The sequence below is a fragment of the Arcobacter sp. CECT 8985 genome, from assembly GCF_004116495.1.
Lineage (GTDB): Bacteria > Campylobacterota > Campylobacteria > Campylobacterales > Arcobacteraceae > Malaciobacter.
Genome location: NZ_PDKC01000020.1, coordinates 16680 through 34375 on the forward strand (window position 1 = coordinate 16680; position 17696 = coordinate 34375).

Genomic DNA, 17696 nt, shown 5'->3' on the forward strand with positions numbered 1-17696 from the left:
ATTTCTTAGTTTTTATTAAGTGCTTGCAAATCAGAAAATGCAACTTCTAGTCTTGCAATCATAGATTCTTGACCAGCTCTTAGCCATTTTCTTGGATCATAGTATCCTTTATTTGGTTTTTCATCACCATCTGGATTTCCTATTTGACCTTGTAAGTAATCATGGTTTTTTGCTTCAAATGCTCTTACACCATCCCAAAATGCCCATTGTGTATCTGTATCAATATTCATTTTAATTACACCATACTCAATTGCATTTCTAATATCTTTAAGATCAGACCCTGAACCACCATGGAATACAAAATCAACTGGTTTATCATTTGTATTATGTTTGTCTTTTATGTATTTTTGAGAATTTTCTAAAATTACTGGTGAAAGAATAACGTTACCTGGTTTATAAACACCATGAACATTACCAAAAGATGCTGCAATTGTAAAGTTTTTACCAACTTCTAATAACTTTTCATATGCATAACAAACTTCTTCTGGTTGTGTGTATAATAAAGAGTTATCAATTCCTGTATTATCAACACCATCTTCTTCTCCGCCTGTAATACCTAATTCAATCTCAATCATCATATCAATTTGATTCATTTTTTTGAAATATTCAACACAAGTTGAAACATTTTCTTCTAAAGACTCTTCACTTAAATCAAGCATATGAGATGTATATAAAGGTCGTCCTGTAGCTTCAAAATGTTGTTTACCTGCGCTTAGTAACCCATCAATCCAAGGTAAAAGCTTTCTTGCAGCATGATCTGTATGTAAAATTACAGGAACATTATATGATTTTGCCATAGCATGAACATGCATAGCTCCTGAAATTGCACCTAATACAGCTGCATCAGGAGTTTTAAGTCCTTTTCCAGCAAAGTATTGTGCTCCACCATTTGAAAATTGAATAATAATTGGAGAGTTAACTTTACTTGCAGCTTCTAAAACTGCATTTACAGAATCTGTTCCAACTACATTCACTGCAGGAATTGCAAAACTATTCTCTTTTGCATATGCAAAAAGTTTTTTTGATTCACTCCCACTTAATACTCCAGGTTTAACTACATCAAATACACCCACTTAAATCTCCTTATTTAATAACTATTTTAGCTTCTTTTTTCAATTTTTTCGAGATACTATCCATTTTTTCTTTAAATTTTGATTGAAGTAAAAATTGTTTAATTCTATTTTCAACTTTATTATAAGCTAATGGTTTAGAAGCTGTTTTTGATTCTAAATAAATAACGTGGTATCCAAACTGTGTTTTAACAGGTGATTTTGTATATTGACCAGCTTTTAGTGCTTTTGCAGCTTTACTAAATGCAGGAACCATTCTATTTTCAGGGAATTTACCTAAATAACCACCTTTTGAAGCAGTAGGTCCTTTTGACATCTCTTTAGCTAATTTTACAAATTCTTCTTTTTTATTTTTTGCTTTATTTAATTTAGCAATTACTTTTTTTGCATCTGCTTCATTTTTAAGTAAAATATGTCTAGCTTCTAATACAGTTGGTTGTTTAAATTTACTTTTATTTTTATTAAAATAATTTTTTGCTTCATTTTCAGTAACTTTAATTGATTTAAACTGTTTTTGCATCCAAATTTCTAATGCTAAATCATCTTTAATTTTAGATAATGCATCTTTAAACTCTTTTTCTTTTTCAATACCACTTTTTATAGCTTCTGATGTGAAAAGTTTCTTTTTAATAGCTTGTTGAATAATTTTATCTTTTCTATCTTTTGGTAAAGCGTTGATATCAACATTTTTATTTCTTAAAATAACTGCTAAATCATCCTTTGTTATTTTATCTCCATTTACTGTAGCATAATAATCAGTAGCAGCACTTAGTGTAGTACTTAATATTAATGTCGCTATTACGCTTGATACTATTTTTCTCATGATTGTCCTTTTTTATTGTTGTAAATTCTATTCTATCTATATTTAATTAACAGTTTGTTAATTCAATAAAATTTTGTAAAATTTAAAGTATATCTAAAGTTAGTTTATAAAATATAAAAATGATAAATTTTGAAATTTAACTTAAAAAGCCTTTAAATTTTGAAATTTTTATGGTACAATTCGCAGAAAATTTAAACTTTACTTAAATTTAAGGAACTATTAACATGAGAATTTTAATTATTGAAGACGAGATAACTTTAAACAGAACACTGCAGGAAGGGCTAACTGACTTTGGTTATCAAGTAGATGCAGCTGAAAATTACAAAGATGCAGAATACTTTATTGATATTAGAAATTATGATTTAGTACTTACAGACTGGATGTTACCAGATGGTGATGGTATTGAATTATGTAAAATAGTAAAAAATAGAAGTTCAAGAACTGCAGTTGTAATTATTTCAGCAAGAGATGATAAAGAAAGTGAAATTGAAGCACTTAAATCTGGTGCAGATGACTATATCAAAAAACCATTTGATTTTGATATTTTATTAGCAAGAATTGAAGCTAGATTAAGATTTGGAGGAACTAACGTTATTGAAATAGAAGACTTAGTAATTAATCCAGATGAAGAAAAAATTATTTATAATGATGAAGAGATTGAACTTAAAGGTAAACCTTTTGAAGTATTAACTCACTTAGCTAGACATAGAGATCAAATAGTTTCAAAAGAACAACTTTTAGATGCTATTTGGGAAGAACCAGAATTAGTAACTCCAAATGTTATTGAAGTTGCAATCAATCAAATTAGACAAAAAATGGATAAACCATTAAATATTTCTACTATTGAAACAATTAGAAGAAGAGGATATAGATTCTGTTATCCTGAAGCACACGAAGACGCAGAATAAAACTACTTAAATAATAAATTTAGACGCTATTTAAAGGATTAATATGAACACGAAGAGCATTTATAAACAGTTTTATCAAAAACTTATACTTGCAACTTCGCTGTTTATTACTACTTTATCTTTCATCTTTTATGGATACACTAAAGCTACAATTTATGAAGAACTAAAAGAGAGTTTAGTTGCTGATGCTCAACTTATATATAAAATAAGTAAGAGTAAAGATGCAAATAAAACAGACTTCAATATCATTACTCATACTGGTATTACTGTAGATTTAGTAACAAAAGAAAATTTAAATGAAATAAGCTTTAAAACTTTTGAAAAAGACTCAGATCATTATGTTGAACTACTTTATCCATTTGATATAAAAAGTAAAAAATTTATAAAAATAATTAAAAATATAAACTCATCTAGAGAAATGTTAACAAAGATATTTAATAATTTACTATTTTTATCATTAGGTGGACTTATATTAGTTGTATTATATGCATTTACTGTATCTAAAACTCTATTAAGACCTATTCTTTTAATAACTAAAAAACTTTCAAATATGAATGAAAATTATCTTACTCAGATAAAAAAAGATACTCTTCCTGTAGAGTTTCACCCTCTTGCAGATTCAATTAATTCCTTAACTAATAGAATTGAAACATATGTAAAATTTAAAAAAGAGTTATTTATAGGTGCTGCACATGAATTAAAAACACCATTGGCTGTAATGAAACTAAAAAATGAAGTTACTCTAATGAAACAAAGAGAACCAGAAAAATACCAAGATACTTTAAAACTAACTATTAAACAAATTGATGACATGAATAGAATGATTGGTTCTATTTTAGATATTGGTAGAGCAGAAGGTGCACAATTTGAAAAACCAACTGAGATTGATTTAGTTCAATATATGCAAAGAAAAACAAATGATTATAGAATGTTAAGTGCTCAAAAGAAAATTACAATTACATTTTATGCAAATGTAAATTATTATAATACACTTTTACAAACAACTTTACTTAATCAAATAATTCAAAACTTTGTTCAAAATGCAATTAAATTTACTCCTGAAAATCACAGTATTGCAATAAGACTTGAAAAAACGAAAGATTTTACTACAATTTCTGTAACAGACGATGGTATTGGAATAAATGAAGATATTGATCTTTTTGCACCATTTAAAAGAATAGGAAATGAAACTGGTGCAGGTCTTGGATTGTTTTTAGCTAAAAATGCAGCTGATGCAATGGGAGCTAAAATATCTTTAGAAAATAGAAAAGATGGAAAACTAGGATGTGTTGCAAAACTAATGCTTTACAATAATCCTGTTTGTAAATTATCTTAAAATAGTGCTTCGTGCTCTATTTTTGTACAATTATTTTGAACTACGTTCATACCAGCTTTTAGTGCTTTGTTTGCTGCATCATTATTTACTAAGCCAAGTTGAGTCCAAATAGTATTTATATCACCTCTTTTTATAGATTCATCAACAATTTTATCAATTACTTCAGGCTTTCTAAATATATCTACCATATCAACTTTAAAAGGGATATCACTTAAATGTCTATATACTTTCTCACCTAATATCTCATCTTCTTTAGGATATACAGGGAAAATAGTAAACCCAGCATTCTTTAAATATTTAGCAACTTTATTGCTTGCTTTAGAAGGATCAGGAGAACAACCAATAACTGCAATTGTTTTTGTATTTTGAAAAATGCTCTTAATTTCATCTTTATTTGAATTTATTGTTGCAAATTCACACTCCATTATTTCTCCTTAATCATTTAATTTGTCATATATTATAACATTTATTCAAAAAGATTAATAAATTAAACAGTATTATCTAAAGATTATAAATATTTAAGAACTATTGCTTTTACTCAAATACATTTTCATTTACCAAATAATCACTCTTTTTTAAGATTACATAAACCAAATATATATAATGATGATTTAACTAATTCAAGATACAGTGTAAATTATGTAAATAAATATAAAAAGAAAATATCTGGTTTAGAAATGGGAAATATTTTTCTAGGTTTTAGGTATGTATATCCATTATTTGAACATGGCAAATATATAGGAAGTGTTGAAACTTCTTTAGGAATAGAAGCATTTACAAATAGATTAGAAAAACTATACAATATAAAAGTAAAAAATGAAAACAAATTATCTCATAAAATAGTTACATTTTTACAATTAAAAAATATTGAAAACAAAAATATTGGATATTTTGTAATATACAAAAAGAATAATAAACTTGAGAAAATAGAAGAAGAAGTTACAAAAGAATATTTTGCATTTAATTTAATAAATATACTTGTTTTTTATTAATATATAGGGAAATGTCAAAAAAAAGTGTTTTAAGAAAAATTGTAAAAGAAAAAACTTTGGAACTTAATTTATTAAACTCCTATTTAAAATAAAAAATAAAAAATGAAGTTTTAAAGAGTAAAAAGCAAGAAGAAAAACTGCATGAATATGAAAAGATGGCCGATATGGCTGAACTCATAGGCAACATTGCACATCAATGGAGACAACAAGTGATATTTCTGTATCTGCTTCTGGATTAAAAATAGCAGATGAATTAAATATCTTAAAAAAAGAAGATATTAATGAATATACAAATGTAATAATTAAAAATACAAAATATTTATCAAATACTATTGATATATTTTCAGAATATATCAGTGGTAATTCAAAAGAAGAGAATATTAATATTCAATACTTTTTAAATCAAACATTAAATTTTGAAGAAGCTAATTTAAAAAATCATAATATAAAATTATTAGAGATAAGGAATTGATTCAAAGATTATAAATAAAATATTTGATCCATATTTTACTACAAAACACCAAGCGCAAGGTGTTGGATTAGGTTTACATATTGCAAGAAGAATTGCAATAAATAAATTAAAAGCAGAATTAAAAATAGAAAATAGTAATATTGGAGTTTGTGCTACTATAAAAATACCATATTAAGGATTATAATGAAAATACCAAATAATGCTAAAAAAATTAATTTAGAAAATACAACTGTTGATTTTTTTGAATTTGAAAAAGAGAATATTGTTCATGTATATTTTGATAGCTCTATTTGTGCTGTTCCTGAACCTATGATAAATGCAATGGCTGGACTAAAATATATTAATCATACAAACAAAAAATTGATAATGAAAAACCACCAAATTCCTACAGGATTATTTCCTAAAATTGACAATAGTTTTAACTTTGAAATACAAAGATTAGAAGATAATAATGTACTTGTAATATTTAGCTATATAGAAGATTCATTAGGGGAAGTAGACTTTAATAATAACAGTTGTTCAGGGATTTAGCTATAAATTAGCTAAACCTTTTAATTTTTCTTGCATATAGTTTTTTACTTGAAAATAATCAATAGTCTCTTTAAAATCTTCAAATTTTGCACCACTTGCATTTACATGACCACCACCATTTGCTAACTTTTCAGCCATATATGAAACATCAACTTTTCCATCTGCTCTAAATGAAGCATTTCCTTTTTTACTAATATCTATAAAAAAATCAAAATCAGGATTTGCTTTTAAAAATGCATTTGCAGGAATTGAGATTGAACCTAATGTATAAGTTAATAAACCTTTATGTTCTTTATAATATACAGTTAAATCATCTTTAATATTATCTAATGAATGTACTAAAAATGAAGCACTTAAATTATCTAGAGTATTATCAACTCCATTCGTATTTAAAAACTGTTTTTTTAATTTATGAATATCATCATCAAGTTTTATATTTGCATCTTTTTTATCTAAATATTTAGCTGATTGTTTTAATAAATATAATCTAAAATCTCTATTTAAATCAGCGAATAAAACATTATTAATTTCTCTTACTTTACTAATCATAGTTAATAAAACTTTTCCAAACTCAAAATTAAATGTTTCATCATCCAGCCAAATATCAATTGCATTAACACAAGCAATTAAAGGATTAATCCACTCATCATTTGATGAAAAACCACCATAATTTTTATTTAAATAATCATAAGTAATTTTAGCAGCACATCGAGTAGTATCTAAATAATACCAAGTAAAAGTATCTGCACTTTTTTGTCCTGATGCATGGTGATCTAAAACTTGAAGTTTTATTTTATATCCATTCTTATTTAGATTATCAATACTTTTATTTAAATCTTTTGATTCTTGATAAGTAAGATTTAAATCTGTAATCAGAAGAAAAATATCTTCTTGTTTATTCTCTTCATTTATTAATTCAAGTACTTTCTTTATAGTTAATTTTACTTCAAGTCCATAATTAGCATTAAAATAAATAGCATTGTTAAAAAGTTCTTTTGTTAATAATTGACAAGAGTATCCATCTAAATCTGTATGTGAGATGTGGAATAATTTCATGAAGCGATGTCCTTTAGAGTTAGATTCTCTAAAAAAACATTTATTTCTGATTGTAAATTATTTAGTAAAGGCCAAATTGTACAAGTATTTGCAAGATCAGAAGGACAAGATTTTTCAGAAGGAGAACATTCAAAAACTGAAGGTATTCTCTCTTCTGCTGCCTTTGTTATTTCTAATATTGTTAATTTGTCATATGCTTTTTTAAGAGCGAACCCTCCATTAACACCTCTATGAGATACAACAATATCATTTTTTGCTAAGTTTTGCATTACTTTTGCTAAAAATGATTTTGATATATTTAATTCTTTAGATAGCACATCTACATTTTTTGGTTTATCACTTTTTGCAATAGATACTAAAGAAAGAAGTGCGTATTCGCTCTTTTTTGTTAATAACATAATTTTCCTAACTAAATTTTAATAATCATATTCTACTAGAAGTAAAATTAATATTAATTTTTTTTGTAAACTAACTTTTCTTTTTATAAAAAATTTAAAAAAAAAGGTTGCAAGATAACTTGCAACCTTTTTTCTTTACTATAATAAATATATAAAATAATAATTATTTAGCTCTGATTCCTAATTCTGCAACTACTGCAGTAAATCTATCATAATCAGTTTTTTTAAGGTATTGTAAAAGTCTTTTTCTTTTACCAACCATTTTTAAAAGACCTAATCTTGAAGAGTGATCTTTTTTATTTGTTTTTAAATGTTCAGTTAATACTCTAATTTGCTCTGTTAATAAAGCAACTTGGATTTCTGAAGAACCTGTATCGTTATCTTGTCTTTTGAACTTTGCAATAATATTTGCTTTTACGTCCTGATCTAAAGCCATAATGACCTCCTAATAGGTATATATTCTCACAATTATTGTGGTCGTGAATTATATTGAAAATAATATTAAAGTTAGATTAAGCTAAATATGATTAAATTCTCTTATTAAGGGAGAAAAAATGAATATAATAGATTTTGAAAATATTCATGTTGGATATGATGAAAAAATAGTATTAAAAGAGTTAAATTTAAAAATAAAACAAAATGAACATTGGGCAATTTTGGGTTCAAATGGTTGTGGAAAATCAACACTTATAAAACTAATGTTATCTGAACTACATCCAAGAAAACAGTATAAATATAAAAAAGAAATTATGGGTAAAGAAAGATACTCAATCTTTGAATTAAAAAAAGATTTAGGAATAATAACAAATGATTTACATAACTATTTTGAAAAAAATGCTGGTTATTTATCTGGATATGAAGTGGTATTAAGTGGTTTTTATAGTTCTATTGGTATTTTTAAACATCAAGATTTCACTCAAAAACAACACGATAAAGCAATACAAACTATTGAATTTTTAGAAATTGAAGAATTAAAAAATAAATTAGTTTCTAAAATGTCAACAGGACAATTAAGAAAATGCATCATTGCACGAGCCTTAATTCATAATCCAAAGGCATTTATATTAGATGAACCAACAGTAGGTTTAGATATAAAAGCACAAGATAATTTTATTAAACTACTTAGAAAATTATCTAAAAATAGTTCAATTGTCTTAGTAACACACCATATTGAAGAGATTTTTAAAGAAATAAACAAAGTTGCATTAATTCATGATAATACTATATATAAAAGTGGGAATAAAAATGAAATTTTAACAAGTGAAAATTTATCAAAAATATTTGATATAAATATTACACTTGATGAACAAAATGATAGATATTTTATAAAAAGTATCAATAACTAAAATAGGAATAAAATGTTAAATATTACATTAAAAAAACAAATTATAAATAAAATATTTATGCTAGTAGCTTTTTCAATTTTTGCTCTTGTTATGTATCAAGGATATATAAAAGAAGGTGGGGTGTATACTATATTATTAATATTAAGTTTTTTTCTTATTGCTTTTCAAGTGGCATCAATACTTTATGTAATTTGTATAAAAAGAACATTAGAATTAAAAATTGACGAAAATATAATATCATGGGTAATTTTTGATAATAAAAAAGTTCATAAAGATATCAAAATAAAACTTGATGAAATAAAACAAACAAAAACAGAAATTAATTATCTAACTGGAAATATCTATTCAAATTTTACAATTACTTTTACATTAAAAGATAATTCAACCGTAGAATTAACAGATGGATTGTTGTATGATATTGGACTTGAAAAAGCAGAAGAAATTTCCACTTATATGTTAAATCATAATTTAGGTGATGAAATTGATGTGGAATTTGCAAATTTGATTAAAAAATTAAATATTGATGTAAAAAAAGAGCAAAAATTTAATAAGAAAGATGAAAATTATTATATTTTAGGAATAATCTCAAAAAATAGAAAAGAGTTTTTAGCATTAAGACTTCAAATTGAAGCGATATATTCACAATACACAAATGTTAAGAAAAATACTAATAACGAATATTTAGTAGAAAATAGTGAAAATAAAGATAGTTATATCCATCTAAAAGCTAATCCTATTGGGTATATGATAAAGTTTTATAAAGTAGATAAAAAGCCTGATTTTAAAATGTTAAATGAGTTTAAAGGTATCACTATCAAAAATAAGCTAGCAAATATAATTAAAGGCTAAGTAAAACTTAGCCTTTATAAATCAACCACCTGTTTTATAAAATGCTCTAGCAGATGTTTCACCATTGTCATCTTCGGACCATTTATTTTTTTCTGGTTTATTTTTTAATACTTTTTTCAAAATTTCAACTGCTTCATCTATATTATTACTTTCAACTGCATCTTTTATACTTAAAGCATCTTCAAAATATAAACAAGGAATCAAAAAACCTTCTGCTGTTAATCTAATTCTATTACAGTCTGAACAAAAATCTGCTTTGTGTGGTTCTATTATTCCAAATTCATATCCATCTTCTAGTTTATAATTTTGAGATGGCGAACTTCCATCTCTTATTACTGGTTCAAACTTATATTTTGAAGCTATAATCTCTTGAATTTGTTGTGAATTCAATCCTTTTGCACTATCTTTTGCATGATGATTTTCCATAAATTCTATATATCTAATAGTATAATTTCTTTCTTTGCAATATTCTAAAAGATCAACTAATTCTTTATCATTTATACCTTTCATAGGTACACAATTTATTTTTACTTTTAAGCCAGCTTTTGATGCTGCTTCTATTCCCTCTAAAACTTTATTTAATACATCTTTTTGTGCAATTTTATGTGCAACTTCAGGTATTAAAGTATCTAAAGAGATATTAACTCTTTTAAGACCTGCATCTTTTAATTTTTGAGCAACTTTAGGTAATAAAAATCCATTTGTTGTTATTGCTAAATCTATATCATTTTTATAATCATATATCATTTTTATAAAAGAGTCTAATCCTTCTCTTAATAGAGGCTCACCCCCAGTAATTCGAACTTTCTTAACACCTTCATCAATTGAAACTTTTATAAATTTAAATAAATCTTCATATGAAAGTAGATTCTCTTTTGGTACCCATGAAAATGGTTTTTCAGGCATACAATATTGACACCTAAAATTACATCTTTCTGTTACTGAAACTCTTAAATAATCTACAACTCTATTGTGTCCATCTATTAACATTATTTTCTCACTTTTTTTCAAAAATATTTTAAAAGCTTAATATAATTAAACTTAAATAAAAAAAATTAATTATAAATTAAAATTAATTTTTCTTGATTTACTTTTTTATTTTTTATATCAATATAACCTTTATCTTTGTAATTTCTAAGAACTCTTGATAAAGTTTCTGGCGTTATATTCAACATTTGTGCAATTAAAACATTTTTTGTTTTAAAAAACTCTTCTTGATTCTCTACTATATACTTTGCAACTCTTTCATGAGTATCTAAAACTAGTTGAGTGGAAATTATTCTTTCTAAATTTTTAATCTTTTTTATAAGTGAAGACTGTATTTTCATAATTAAATTTTCATTTGAATAAATTATTTTTCTAAAGCTATCAAAATCAATTTTTAAAATCTCACACTCATTATAAGCTAATGCAGTTGCTGGATAAGGAATTTTTTCAAAATTACTTAACTCTGCTATTAATTCATTATCATAAAAATATTTCATAACAATCTCTTTGCTGTTATTTGTACTTTTATATAATTTTACAACTCCTTTAACTAATAAATGCAAATATTTTGATTCATCGCCTTCATAAAAGATTATATTATCTTTTGAATATTTAGTTGAAACTGCAATTTTTTCTATTTTCTTAATTGTTTTATCATCTAAATCTTCAAATAGATATAATTCTTTTAAATTCATTTTTTACCTTTTTTAATTTAATCTTTCCCATGCTTCACTTAAAGAATCAACTCTATTTGCAAATAATAAATATAAAGCAATATTAAACTTACTTAACTTTAATATCTCTTGACTAGGATTATTAATTATTTTTTTTGATTCTTCTATAGTAATATTTTCATACTCTTTATTATATTCAATTCCAAAATCACAAAGCCGAAAACTTTTTTCAATAATATTATCATCTTTTACTTGCCAATATTTCCCATCTGAAAACACTTCTGGACTTCCTTCTGCTGCTTTTACAATAGTTATTTGTTTAAAATATTCACCAAAAATATCTATGTATTTTTGCACATATGGTTTATGAAAAGCAGTAGTTACAGCATATTCACTTTTAGCTACTCCTAAAAGTTTTTCAACTGTATTAAATACTGTTCTAAGTCCTAGTTCATGCCTTAAGTCAGTTAAATCACTCAAAGATTTCAAATATTCTTCTCTATCAAAAATATGTACATATTCATTTGTTTTTAACTCAGATGCTAAATCTTTTGCGCACATACCAATTTTTGCTGGTTGTAATTTATCTGTTGAAATTACTAAATTTAATTTTTCTATATCACTATTTTTTTTATAAAAATCTTTTAATATTTCCTCATATAGTGGGAATAAAAATGGATTTCTCACTCGGCCATCAAAAGAGTAGCCAAGTTCAATTGAATTTTTTATTTCATAAAATTTCATCATGTTTTTTAGTGCTTTTACACATGCTTTTAATTCATCATTTGTTTCAAGCTTTACTCTAAAACCTATTAGAAATGCTCCTATTTGTGCATCAGTAACTTCTCTATTAAGTATTTTTGTTATTGCATCCATAGTCTCATTTTCTAATAATTCACGATTTCCTTTAACACCCGTGCCTACTGCTTTTATATACTTTTTAAAACTCATTTTTAAGCCTTTTTTAATATAAAATATTAATCATTTAATTTAATTTTATAAAAGGATAATATAGAATTGCTTAAATGAAACATGGGAATGGGGTTTACATTTGAATTTACAAGAAACTATAAAAACAATCGATTTTTTTAAAAATTTATCAAAGGAACATATAGAAGTTTTATCTGATTTTTCAAGTATTACATCATATAAAAAGAATTCAATTTTATATTATGAAAGTGAAGAAAACAATAAACTTATATTTTTAGTAGATGGATTAATAAAAATATATAAAGTAGATAAATTTGGCAATGAAATTTTTTTATATCACATATATAAAAATAACATGATTTCAGAACTTTCAACAATGAATACCTCAAAAATTCATTGTTTTTCAAATGCAGAGTTTGTACAAGATTCAAAAATATTATCTATTGATTATGAAAGATTCAAGACAAATTTTTTAGATAAAAATATATTAACTTCGGAATTAATTGAAGTATTGTTAAACAAAAGTCAACAGTTCCAATGTATTATAAATAGAGAACTTGTATTTGATGCAACAGCAAAAGTAGCATTTATGATTAAACAAGATTTAGAAATGTTTAATAAATTAAAAAGACAAGAAGTATCTTTTATGTTACATATTCAACCTGAAACTTTATCAAGAGTTTTAAAAAGATTAGTAAGAAATAACATAATAAAAATTGAGACTTCTGAAGTTAGTATTTTAGATCATGATGCATTGACATCGATATTTAAAGGTATTGGGGTATGAAAAAAACACAAACAATAAGTAGTAAAATTAAAACTATTGGTTTAATTTTTATAATTTTAATAATAAGTGTAATTGGAACTACTATTTATTTAAATGCAAAAAATGAAAAAGATGCATTGATTATAAATATTGCAGGTAAGCAAAGAATGCTTACACAAAGAATTTCTAAAAATGTATTTTATTTATATCACAACAATAATAAAAGCTTTGTTGAGTTAAATAATGCAGCGCAAGAGTTTATATACAATTTAAACTCTTTAAAAAATGGTAACAAATTAATTGGAATAAATAAAGCACCAACAAATGATATTTCAAAACAAATATCAAAAGTTGAGATATTATGGAGTAATTTTTATAATAATATTAATACTTTTAAAAATCTTATACAAATAAGAGATACAAATGACAAAAAAAATGAAAAAATATTAAAAAGTATAGTAGAAAATATTTATGAAACTAATAATACTTTATTAACACAAGTAGATAAAATTGTTAGTTTATATACTGCTTATTCTGAGAAAAAGACTAACTATATAAAATACTTCCAATATTTCTTTGCAATCATAATTATATTATTGATTGTGTATAGTTATACACAATTAAAATCAATGGAACAAAATGCAAAAAAATTTCTTGAAATTACTAAAAAAATTAAAGATGGAGAAATTACAGAACCAATTGAATTGATAGAATTTGACGCAGAAGAAGAGATTGTAGAAGCAACTTCATCAATTAATTGTTTTATAAATAAAATTAATTCTGCAATGCAGTATTCAAATAATGCATCTAAAAAATTAGAAGACTTAACAAATGAATTTGATGAAATTTTAGATGAGATAAAAGACTCAAATGATTTATCAAATCAATTATTTAAAAGTGAAGATATGGTTATAGAATCCCAAGAAAACTTACTAACATTCACTCATAAACTAGAAGAATTAAAAAAAGAGTTAAACTCTCTTAGTCAAAACTGCAAAAGTAAATAATTTATTTTTTTAAGCTTTTGAAGTAGTTTTGAGCCTTTTGTCTCAAAAGGCTCATTCTTTTTTCTCCTTTTGGCAAAGATTGTCTTAAAGTTTTCATACTAATCAAAAATTCATTTATGTTATTTGGTAAAAGATCTTTTATATATTTTTTAAGCTCTTTTGTAACTGCAGGTGAATTTCCATTTGTAGCTATAGATACGGTCAAATCACCATCTTTAATTATAGAAGGGAAAATAAAATCACTATACTCTTTAAAATCTACAAAATTACACAATATTTTTCTGTTTTTTATTGATTGATAAATTTTTTCTTGTATTTTCAAATCATTAATTGCAACAATTAAAATATCAAATCCATTTAAATCTTTATAATTGTAATTATGTTGTAAATATGTTAACATATAATCATCAACTAAGGTATTGAGATCTTTGGTAATCTCTTTTGAGATAATTGTTATGTTTTTTGAAAACTGTAATAGACAAAGGACCTTTCTATGAGCAACTTCCCCTCCTCCTAAAACCAGTATTTTTTTATTTTCTAAATTTAATAGTGTAGGTAAATAGTTCAACTTAAACCTTTTAAAGTTTTTCTTATTGTACTTTTTTTTCATTTAAAAAGTATTTGTAGGATTCAAAGAGGACAATAATTATCTTAATTTAAACTTATAAAATTTGACTAAGGTCAATAATTATAGTTTTAATAAGTGATACAATTGTTATGAAACAAATTTAAAGGAGATAATATGTCGCTTTCAAGAAGAGATTTTCTTAAAAGTTCGGCCGCAGCTTCAGCAGCAGCAGCTGTTGGGATGAATATGCCAACACAATTAAAAGCAGCAGCTAATAAGCTAGAGGGTGACTGGAGATGGGACAAAGCAGCTTGTCGTTTCTGTGGTACTGGATGTGGAATTATGATTGCAACAAAACAAGGTAAAATTGTTGCAGTAAAAGGTGATCCAGCAGCACCAGTAAACAGAGGACTTAACTGTATTAAAGGTTATTTCAACGCAAAAATAATGTATGGTGCAGATAGATTAAAACAACCATTATTAAGAGTAAATGCAAAAGGTGAATTTGATAAAAATGGTAAATTTGCACCTGTTTCTTGGAAAAGAGCATTTGATGAGATGGAAGTTCATATCAAAAAAGCGCTAAAAGAATCAGGACCTGAGGGTGTAGCTAACTTCGCATCTGGACAATATACAGTGATGGAAGGTTATGCAGCACAAAAAATGATGAAAGCAGGTTTTAGAAGTAATGCAATTGATCCAAATGCAAGACACTGTATGGCCTCAGCTGTTGTAGGTTTTTATCAAACATTTGGTATTGATGAACCAAGTGGATGTTATGATGATATTGAGCTTACAGATACAGTTGTAACTTGGGGTTCAAATATGGCAGAAATGCACCCAATTTTATGGTCAAGGGTAACTGATAGAAAATTGTCTGATCCTAAAAATGTTAAAGTAATCAATCTTTCAACATACAGACACAGAACTTCAGATTTAGCAGACATAGAAATTATCTTCAAACCAAATTCAGATTTGGCTTTATGGAACTATATTGCAAGAGAGATTGTATATAATCATCCAGAAGCAATTGATTGGGATTTTGTAAAAGAACATATTGTATTTGCTGCAAGTCCAGTAAATATGGGTTATGGTATGAGAAGATCTGACGAAAAATCAATCGTTGATGGTAAATATACAGATAAAGAAATGGAAACTATCAAAAAAGAGATGAAAAAAGTAGTTTCTGAAGATGAAGCTCCAGCATTAGCAGCATATGGATATAAAGCTGGTGATGTTATGGTTAATAAACCAGCAGGACTTAAACACTGGGAAATCTCTTTTGAAGAGTATAAAAAATTCTTAGAGCCATATGATGCTGATTATGTAACAAAAGTATCAAAAGGGAATCCTGATGAATCTGATGAAACATTTAAGAAAAAAATTAAAGAATTAGCAGATTTATATATTGAAAAAAATAGAAAAGTAGTTTCATTTTGGACTATGGGTATGAACCAACACACAAGAGGAACTTGGGTAAATACTTTATCATATAATGTTCACTTTTTACTAAATAAACAAGCAAAACCAGGTTCAGGTGCATTCTCACTTACAGGACAACCAAGTGCTTGTGGTACTGCAAGAGAAGTTGGAACATTCTGCCATAGATTACCAGCAGATCTAATGGTAAAAGTAAAAAAACATAGAGATATTTGTGAAAAAGCATGGCAAATTCCAAGTGAAACTTTAAATCCAGTTGGAAATCAACACATTATGAAAATTCATAGAGATATTGAAGATGGTCTTGTTAAATTTGCATGGATTAGTGTATGTAACCCATACCAAGATAGTGCAAGTGCAAGTCACTGGATAAAAGCAGCTAGACAAATGGATAACTTTATAGTTTGTTCAGATGGATATCCTGGAATTTCTGCAAAAGTATCAGATTTAATTTTACCAACTGCTATGATTTATGAAAAATGGGGAGCATATGGTAATGCAGAAAGAAGAACTCAACACTGGAGACAACAAGTATTACCAGTTGGTGATTCAATGTCAGATACTTGGCAATGGGTTGAATTATCAAAAAGATTTACAGTAAAAGATTTATGGGGTGAATATACTCTAAGAAATGGTAAAAAATTACCAGATGTAATAGCAAAAGCTAAAGCAATGGGTTATGATGAAAATACATCAATGTATGATATCTTATTTGCAAATGAAAAAGCTAGATCTTATAAATTAGATGAAAATGATCCAATTCAAAAAGGTTTTGATAACTCTGAAGGATATGGAGATAGCAGAAATGTTGTAGGTAGTGACGGTGAAGTATTTAAAGGTTATGGATTCTTTATTCAAAAATATCTTTTTGAAGAGTATGCAGACTTCGGTAGAGGACATGGTCACGATTTAGCAGATTTTGATACTTATCATAGAGTTAGAGGGTTAAAATGGCCAGTTGTTGATGGTAAAGAAACAGCATGGAGATTTAATACAACATACGATCCATATGCTAAAAAAGCAAGTCCAAATAGTGATTTTGCATTTTATGGTAAAATAGCTAAAGCACTTCCTCAAGGTAACTTAAAAGGAATTACTAATAAAACTAAAAAACCATTAAAAAATAAAGCAAAAATCTTCGCTAGACCATATATGGATGCACCTGAAATGCCAGATGAAACTTATCCAGTTTGGTTATGTACAGGTAGAGTACTTGAGCACTGGCATAGTGGAACAATGACTATGAGAGTTCCTGAACTTTATAGAGCAGTTCCAGAAGCATTATGTTATATGCATCCAGAAGATGCAAAAAAATATGATGTAAAACAAGGTGAATTGGCTTGGGTTGAAAGTAGAAGAGGAAAAGTTAAAGCAAGAGTTGAAACAAGAGGTAGAAATAGACCTTCAAGAGGTTTAGTATTTGTACCATGGTTTGATGAAAAAGTATTTATCAACAAAGTTTGTTTAGATGCAACTTGTCCTATGTCAAAACAAACAGACTTTAAAAAATGTGCGGTTAAAATTTATAAAGCTTAAATTTTAA

The 17696-nt window shown here is 25.9% G+C and carries 21 protein-coding genes; 11 read left to right on the plus strand and 10 right to left on the minus strand.

All coding sequences use genetic code 11. The features are described from left to right. Window positions 1-5 precede the first annotated feature (5 nt). Entirely contained in the window at window positions 6-1073 is a 1068-nt protein-coding gene (gene fbaA, locus CRU93_RS09310; RefSeq protein ID WP_129103930.1) for a class II fructose-bisphosphate aldolase, read from the minus strand. Window positions 1074-1083: 10 nt separating this feature from the next. Beyond that, window positions 1084-1893 carry a peptidylprolyl isomerase gene (locus CRU93_RS09315; RefSeq protein WP_129103931.1) on the minus strand — a complete coding sequence of 270 codons (810 nt, stop codon included), beginning with the start codon at window positions 1891-1893 and terminating at the stop codon, window positions 1084-1086. A 224-nt stretch (window positions 1894-2117) separates the two neighbouring features. On the opposite strand from CRU93_RS09315, the gene hsrA reads away from it, so the two are divergent. Together hsrA and CRU93_RS09325 are read left to right on the plus strand one after the other, a co-directional pair. Beyond that, window positions 2118-2801: a homeostatic response regulator transcription factor HsrA gene (hsrA, locus tag CRU93_RS09320; RefSeq protein ID WP_129103932.1), complete on the plus strand. Its 684-nt coding sequence runs from the start codon at window positions 2118-2120 to the stop codon at window positions 2799-2801. Between the two features lie 43 nt (window positions 2802-2844). Then, window positions 2845-4137, plus strand: a complete 1293-nt coding sequence (locus CRU93_RS09325; protein WP_129103933.1) for a HAMP domain-containing sensor histidine kinase — start codon at window positions 2845-2847, stop codon at window positions 4135-4137. Here CRU93_RS09325 and CRU93_RS09330 read toward each other — a convergent pair. After that, entirely contained in the window at window positions 4134-4562 is a 429-nt protein-coding gene (locus CRU93_RS09330) for a CoA-binding protein (protein WP_129103934.1), read from the minus strand. The genes CRU93_RS09325 and CRU93_RS09330 overlap by 4 nt on opposite strands. 117 nt (window positions 4563-4679) lie before the next feature. Here CRU93_RS09330 and CRU93_RS09335 point away from each other — a divergent pair, with 117 nt between their 5' ends. The 4 genes from CRU93_RS09335 to CRU93_RS09345 all read left to right on the plus strand — a co-directional run bounded on the left by CRU93_RS09335 (window position 4680) and on the right by CRU93_RS09345 (window position 6132). Next, window positions 4680-5129 carry a cache domain-containing protein gene (locus CRU93_RS09335; protein WP_258238883.1) on the plus strand — a complete coding sequence of 150 codons (450 nt, stop codon included), beginning with the start codon at window positions 4680-4682 and terminating at the stop codon, window positions 5127-5129. A 196-nt stretch (window positions 5130-5325) separates the two neighbouring features. Beyond that, window positions 5326-5601 carry a hypothetical protein gene (locus tag CRU93_RS09340; protein WP_129103936.1) on the plus strand — a complete coding sequence of 92 codons (276 nt, stop codon included), beginning with the start codon at window positions 5326-5328 and terminating at the stop codon, window positions 5599-5601. Window positions 5602-5620: 19 nt separating this feature from the next. After that, window positions 5621-5776, plus strand: a complete 156-nt coding sequence (locus CRU93_RS14410) for a hypothetical protein (RefSeq protein ID WP_375153648.1) — start codon at window positions 5621-5623, stop codon at window positions 5774-5776. Window positions 5777-5784: 8 nt separating this feature from the next. Then, window positions 5785-6132, plus strand: a complete 348-nt coding sequence (locus CRU93_RS09345; RefSeq protein WP_258238881.1) for a hypothetical protein — start codon at window positions 5785-5787, stop codon at window positions 6130-6132. Here the strand turns inward: CRU93_RS09345 and CRU93_RS09350 are convergent, their stop codons facing one another. From CRU93_RS09350 to rpsO, 3 genes are all read right to left on the minus strand, one after another. After that, window positions 6133-7188, minus strand: coding sequence for a DHH family phosphoesterase (locus CRU93_RS09350; RefSeq protein ID WP_129103937.1), 1056 nt, complete (start codon window positions 7186-7188; stop codon window positions 6133-6135). Beyond that, window positions 7185-7586: an Rrf2 family transcriptional regulator gene (locus CRU93_RS09355; protein WP_129103938.1), complete on the minus strand. Its 402-nt coding sequence runs from the start codon at window positions 7584-7586 to the stop codon at window positions 7185-7187. The genes CRU93_RS09350 and CRU93_RS09355 overlap by 4 nt, the downstream gene beginning before the upstream one ends. A gap of 163 nt (window positions 7587-7749) precedes the next feature. Beyond that, complete coding sequence (gene rpsO, locus CRU93_RS09360) at window positions 7750-8022, minus strand: 30S ribosomal protein S15 (RefSeq protein WP_129103939.1); 273 nt, start codon at window positions 8020-8022, stop codon at window positions 7750-7752. 118 nt (window positions 8023-8140) lie between these two features. Between rpsO and CRU93_RS09365 the strand changes: the two genes are divergently transcribed. Further along, the gene (locus CRU93_RS09365) at window positions 8141-8932 is read left to right on the plus strand and encodes an ABC transporter ATP-binding protein (protein WP_129103940.1); all 792 of its coding nucleotides are present in this window, start codon (window positions 8141-8143) and stop codon (window positions 8930-8932) included. A 12-nt stretch (window positions 8933-8944) separates the two neighbouring features. Then, the gene (locus tag CRU93_RS09370) at window positions 8945-9781 is read left to right on the plus strand and encodes a hypothetical protein (protein WP_129103941.1); all 837 of its coding nucleotides are present in this window, start codon (window positions 8945-8947) and stop codon (window positions 9779-9781) included. A gap of 21 nt (window positions 9782-9802) precedes the next feature. Here CRU93_RS09370 and moaA read toward each other — a convergent pair whose 3' ends face one another. From moaA to CRU93_RS09385, 3 genes are all read right to left on the minus strand, one after another. Then, the gene (gene moaA, locus CRU93_RS09375; protein WP_129103942.1) at window positions 9803-10771 is read right to left on the minus strand and encodes a GTP 3',8-cyclase MoaA; all 969 of its coding nucleotides are present in this window, start codon (window positions 10769-10771) and stop codon (window positions 9803-9805) included. A 65-nt stretch (window positions 10772-10836) separates the two neighbouring features. Further along, entirely contained in the window at window positions 10837-11463 is a 627-nt protein-coding gene (locus tag CRU93_RS09380) for a Crp/Fnr family transcriptional regulator (RefSeq protein WP_129103943.1), read from the minus strand. Between the two features lie 12 nt (window positions 11464-11475). Then, window positions 11476-12393 (minus strand): glycosyl transferase, encoded by a 918-nt coding sequence (locus CRU93_RS09385; RefSeq protein WP_129103944.1) that lies wholly within the window; start codon window positions 12391-12393, stop codon window positions 11476-11478. Window positions 12394-12493: 100 nt separating this feature from the next. Between CRU93_RS09385 and CRU93_RS09390 the strand changes: the two genes are divergently transcribed. Together CRU93_RS09390 and CRU93_RS09395 are read left to right on the plus strand one after the other, a co-directional pair. Continuing rightward, on the plus strand, window positions 12494-13159 hold the full coding sequence (locus tag CRU93_RS09390) for a Crp/Fnr family transcriptional regulator (RefSeq protein WP_129103945.1): 666 nt from the start codon (window positions 12494-12496) through the stop codon (window positions 13157-13159). Further along, window positions 13156-14145, plus strand: a complete 990-nt coding sequence (locus CRU93_RS09395) for a type IV pili methyl-accepting chemotaxis transducer N-terminal domain-containing protein (RefSeq protein WP_129103946.1) — start codon at window positions 13156-13158, stop codon at window positions 14143-14145. Before CRU93_RS09390 ends, CRU93_RS09395 begins: the two co-directional genes overlap by 4 nt. Window position 14146: 1 nt before the next feature. Here CRU93_RS09395 and CRU93_RS09400 read toward each other — a convergent pair whose 3' ends face one another. After that, window positions 14147-14713, minus strand: coding sequence for a bifunctional precorrin-2 dehydrogenase/sirohydrochlorin ferrochelatase (locus tag CRU93_RS09400; protein WP_164967663.1), 567 nt, complete (start codon window positions 14711-14713; stop codon window positions 14147-14149). Window positions 14714-14887: 174 nt separating this feature from the next. Here CRU93_RS09400 and napA point away from each other — a divergent pair, with 174 nt between their 5' ends. Then, a complete protein-coding gene (napA, locus tag CRU93_RS09405) occupies window positions 14888-17689 on the plus strand; it encodes a nitrate reductase catalytic subunit NapA (RefSeq protein WP_129103948.1) in 2802 nt (933 codons plus the stop codon). The last annotated feature ends 7 nt before the right edge of the window (window positions 17690-17696 follow it).

What these genes read in the sequence shown, in the direction of transcription:
- CRU93_RS09340 (WP_129103936.1), top strand. Translation starts at nt 5,326, where the DNA reads ATGGAGACAACAAGTGATATTTCTGTATCTGCTTCTGGATTAAAAATA.
- CRU93_RS09395 (WP_129103946.1), top strand. Translation starts at nt 13,156, where the DNA reads ATGAAAAAAACACAAACAATAAGTAGTAAAATTAAAACTATTGGTTTA.
- CRU93_RS09355 (WP_129103938.1), bottom strand. Translation starts at nt 7,586, where the DNA reads ATGTTATTAACAAAAAAGAGCGAATACGCACTTCTTTCTTTAGTATCT.
- CRU93_RS09330 (WP_129103934.1), bottom strand. Translation starts at nt 4,562, where the DNA reads ATGGAGTGTGAATTTGCAACAATAAATTCAAATAAAGATGAAATTAAG.
- napA (WP_129103948.1), top strand. Translation starts at nt 14,888, where the DNA reads ATGTCGCTTTCAAGAAGAGATTTTCTTAAAAGTTCGGCCGCAGCTTCA.
- CRU93_RS09365 (WP_129103940.1), top strand. Translation starts at nt 8,141, where the DNA reads ATGAATATAATAGATTTTGAAAATATTCATGTTGGATATGATGAAAAA.
- CRU93_RS09350 (WP_129103937.1), bottom strand. Translation starts at nt 7,188, where the DNA reads ATGAAATTATTCCACATCTCACATACAGATTTAGATGGATACTCTTGT.
- moaA (WP_129103942.1), bottom strand. Translation starts at nt 10,771, where the DNA reads ATGTTAATAGATGGACACAATAGAGTTGTAGATTATTTAAGAGTTTCA.
- CRU93_RS09315 (WP_129103931.1), bottom strand. Translation starts at nt 1,893, where the DNA reads ATGAGAAAAATAGTATCAAGCGTAATAGCGACATTAATATTAAGTACT.
- CRU93_RS09380 (WP_129103943.1), bottom strand. Translation starts at nt 11,463, where the DNA reads ATGAATTTAAAAGAATTATATCTATTTGAAGATTTAGATGATAAAACA.
- CRU93_RS09325 (WP_129103933.1), top strand. Translation starts at nt 2,845, where the DNA reads ATGAACACGAAGAGCATTTATAAACAGTTTTATCAAAAACTTATACTT.
- CRU93_RS09385 (WP_129103944.1), bottom strand. Translation starts at nt 12,393, where the DNA reads ATGAGTTTTAAAAAGTATATAAAAGCAGTAGGCACGGGTGTTAAAGGA.
- CRU93_RS09370 (WP_129103941.1), top strand. Translation starts at nt 8,945, where the DNA reads ATGTTAAATATTACATTAAAAAAACAAATTATAAATAAAATATTTATG.
- hsrA (WP_129103932.1), top strand. Translation starts at nt 2,118, where the DNA reads ATGAGAATTTTAATTATTGAAGACGAGATAACTTTAAACAGAACACTG.
- CRU93_RS09345 (WP_258238881.1), top strand. Translation starts at nt 5,785, where the DNA reads ATGAAAATACCAAATAATGCTAAAAAAATTAATTTAGAAAATACAACT.
- rpsO (WP_129103939.1), bottom strand. Translation starts at nt 8,022, where the DNA reads ATGGCTTTAGATCAGGACGTAAAAGCAAATATTATTGCAAAGTTCAAA.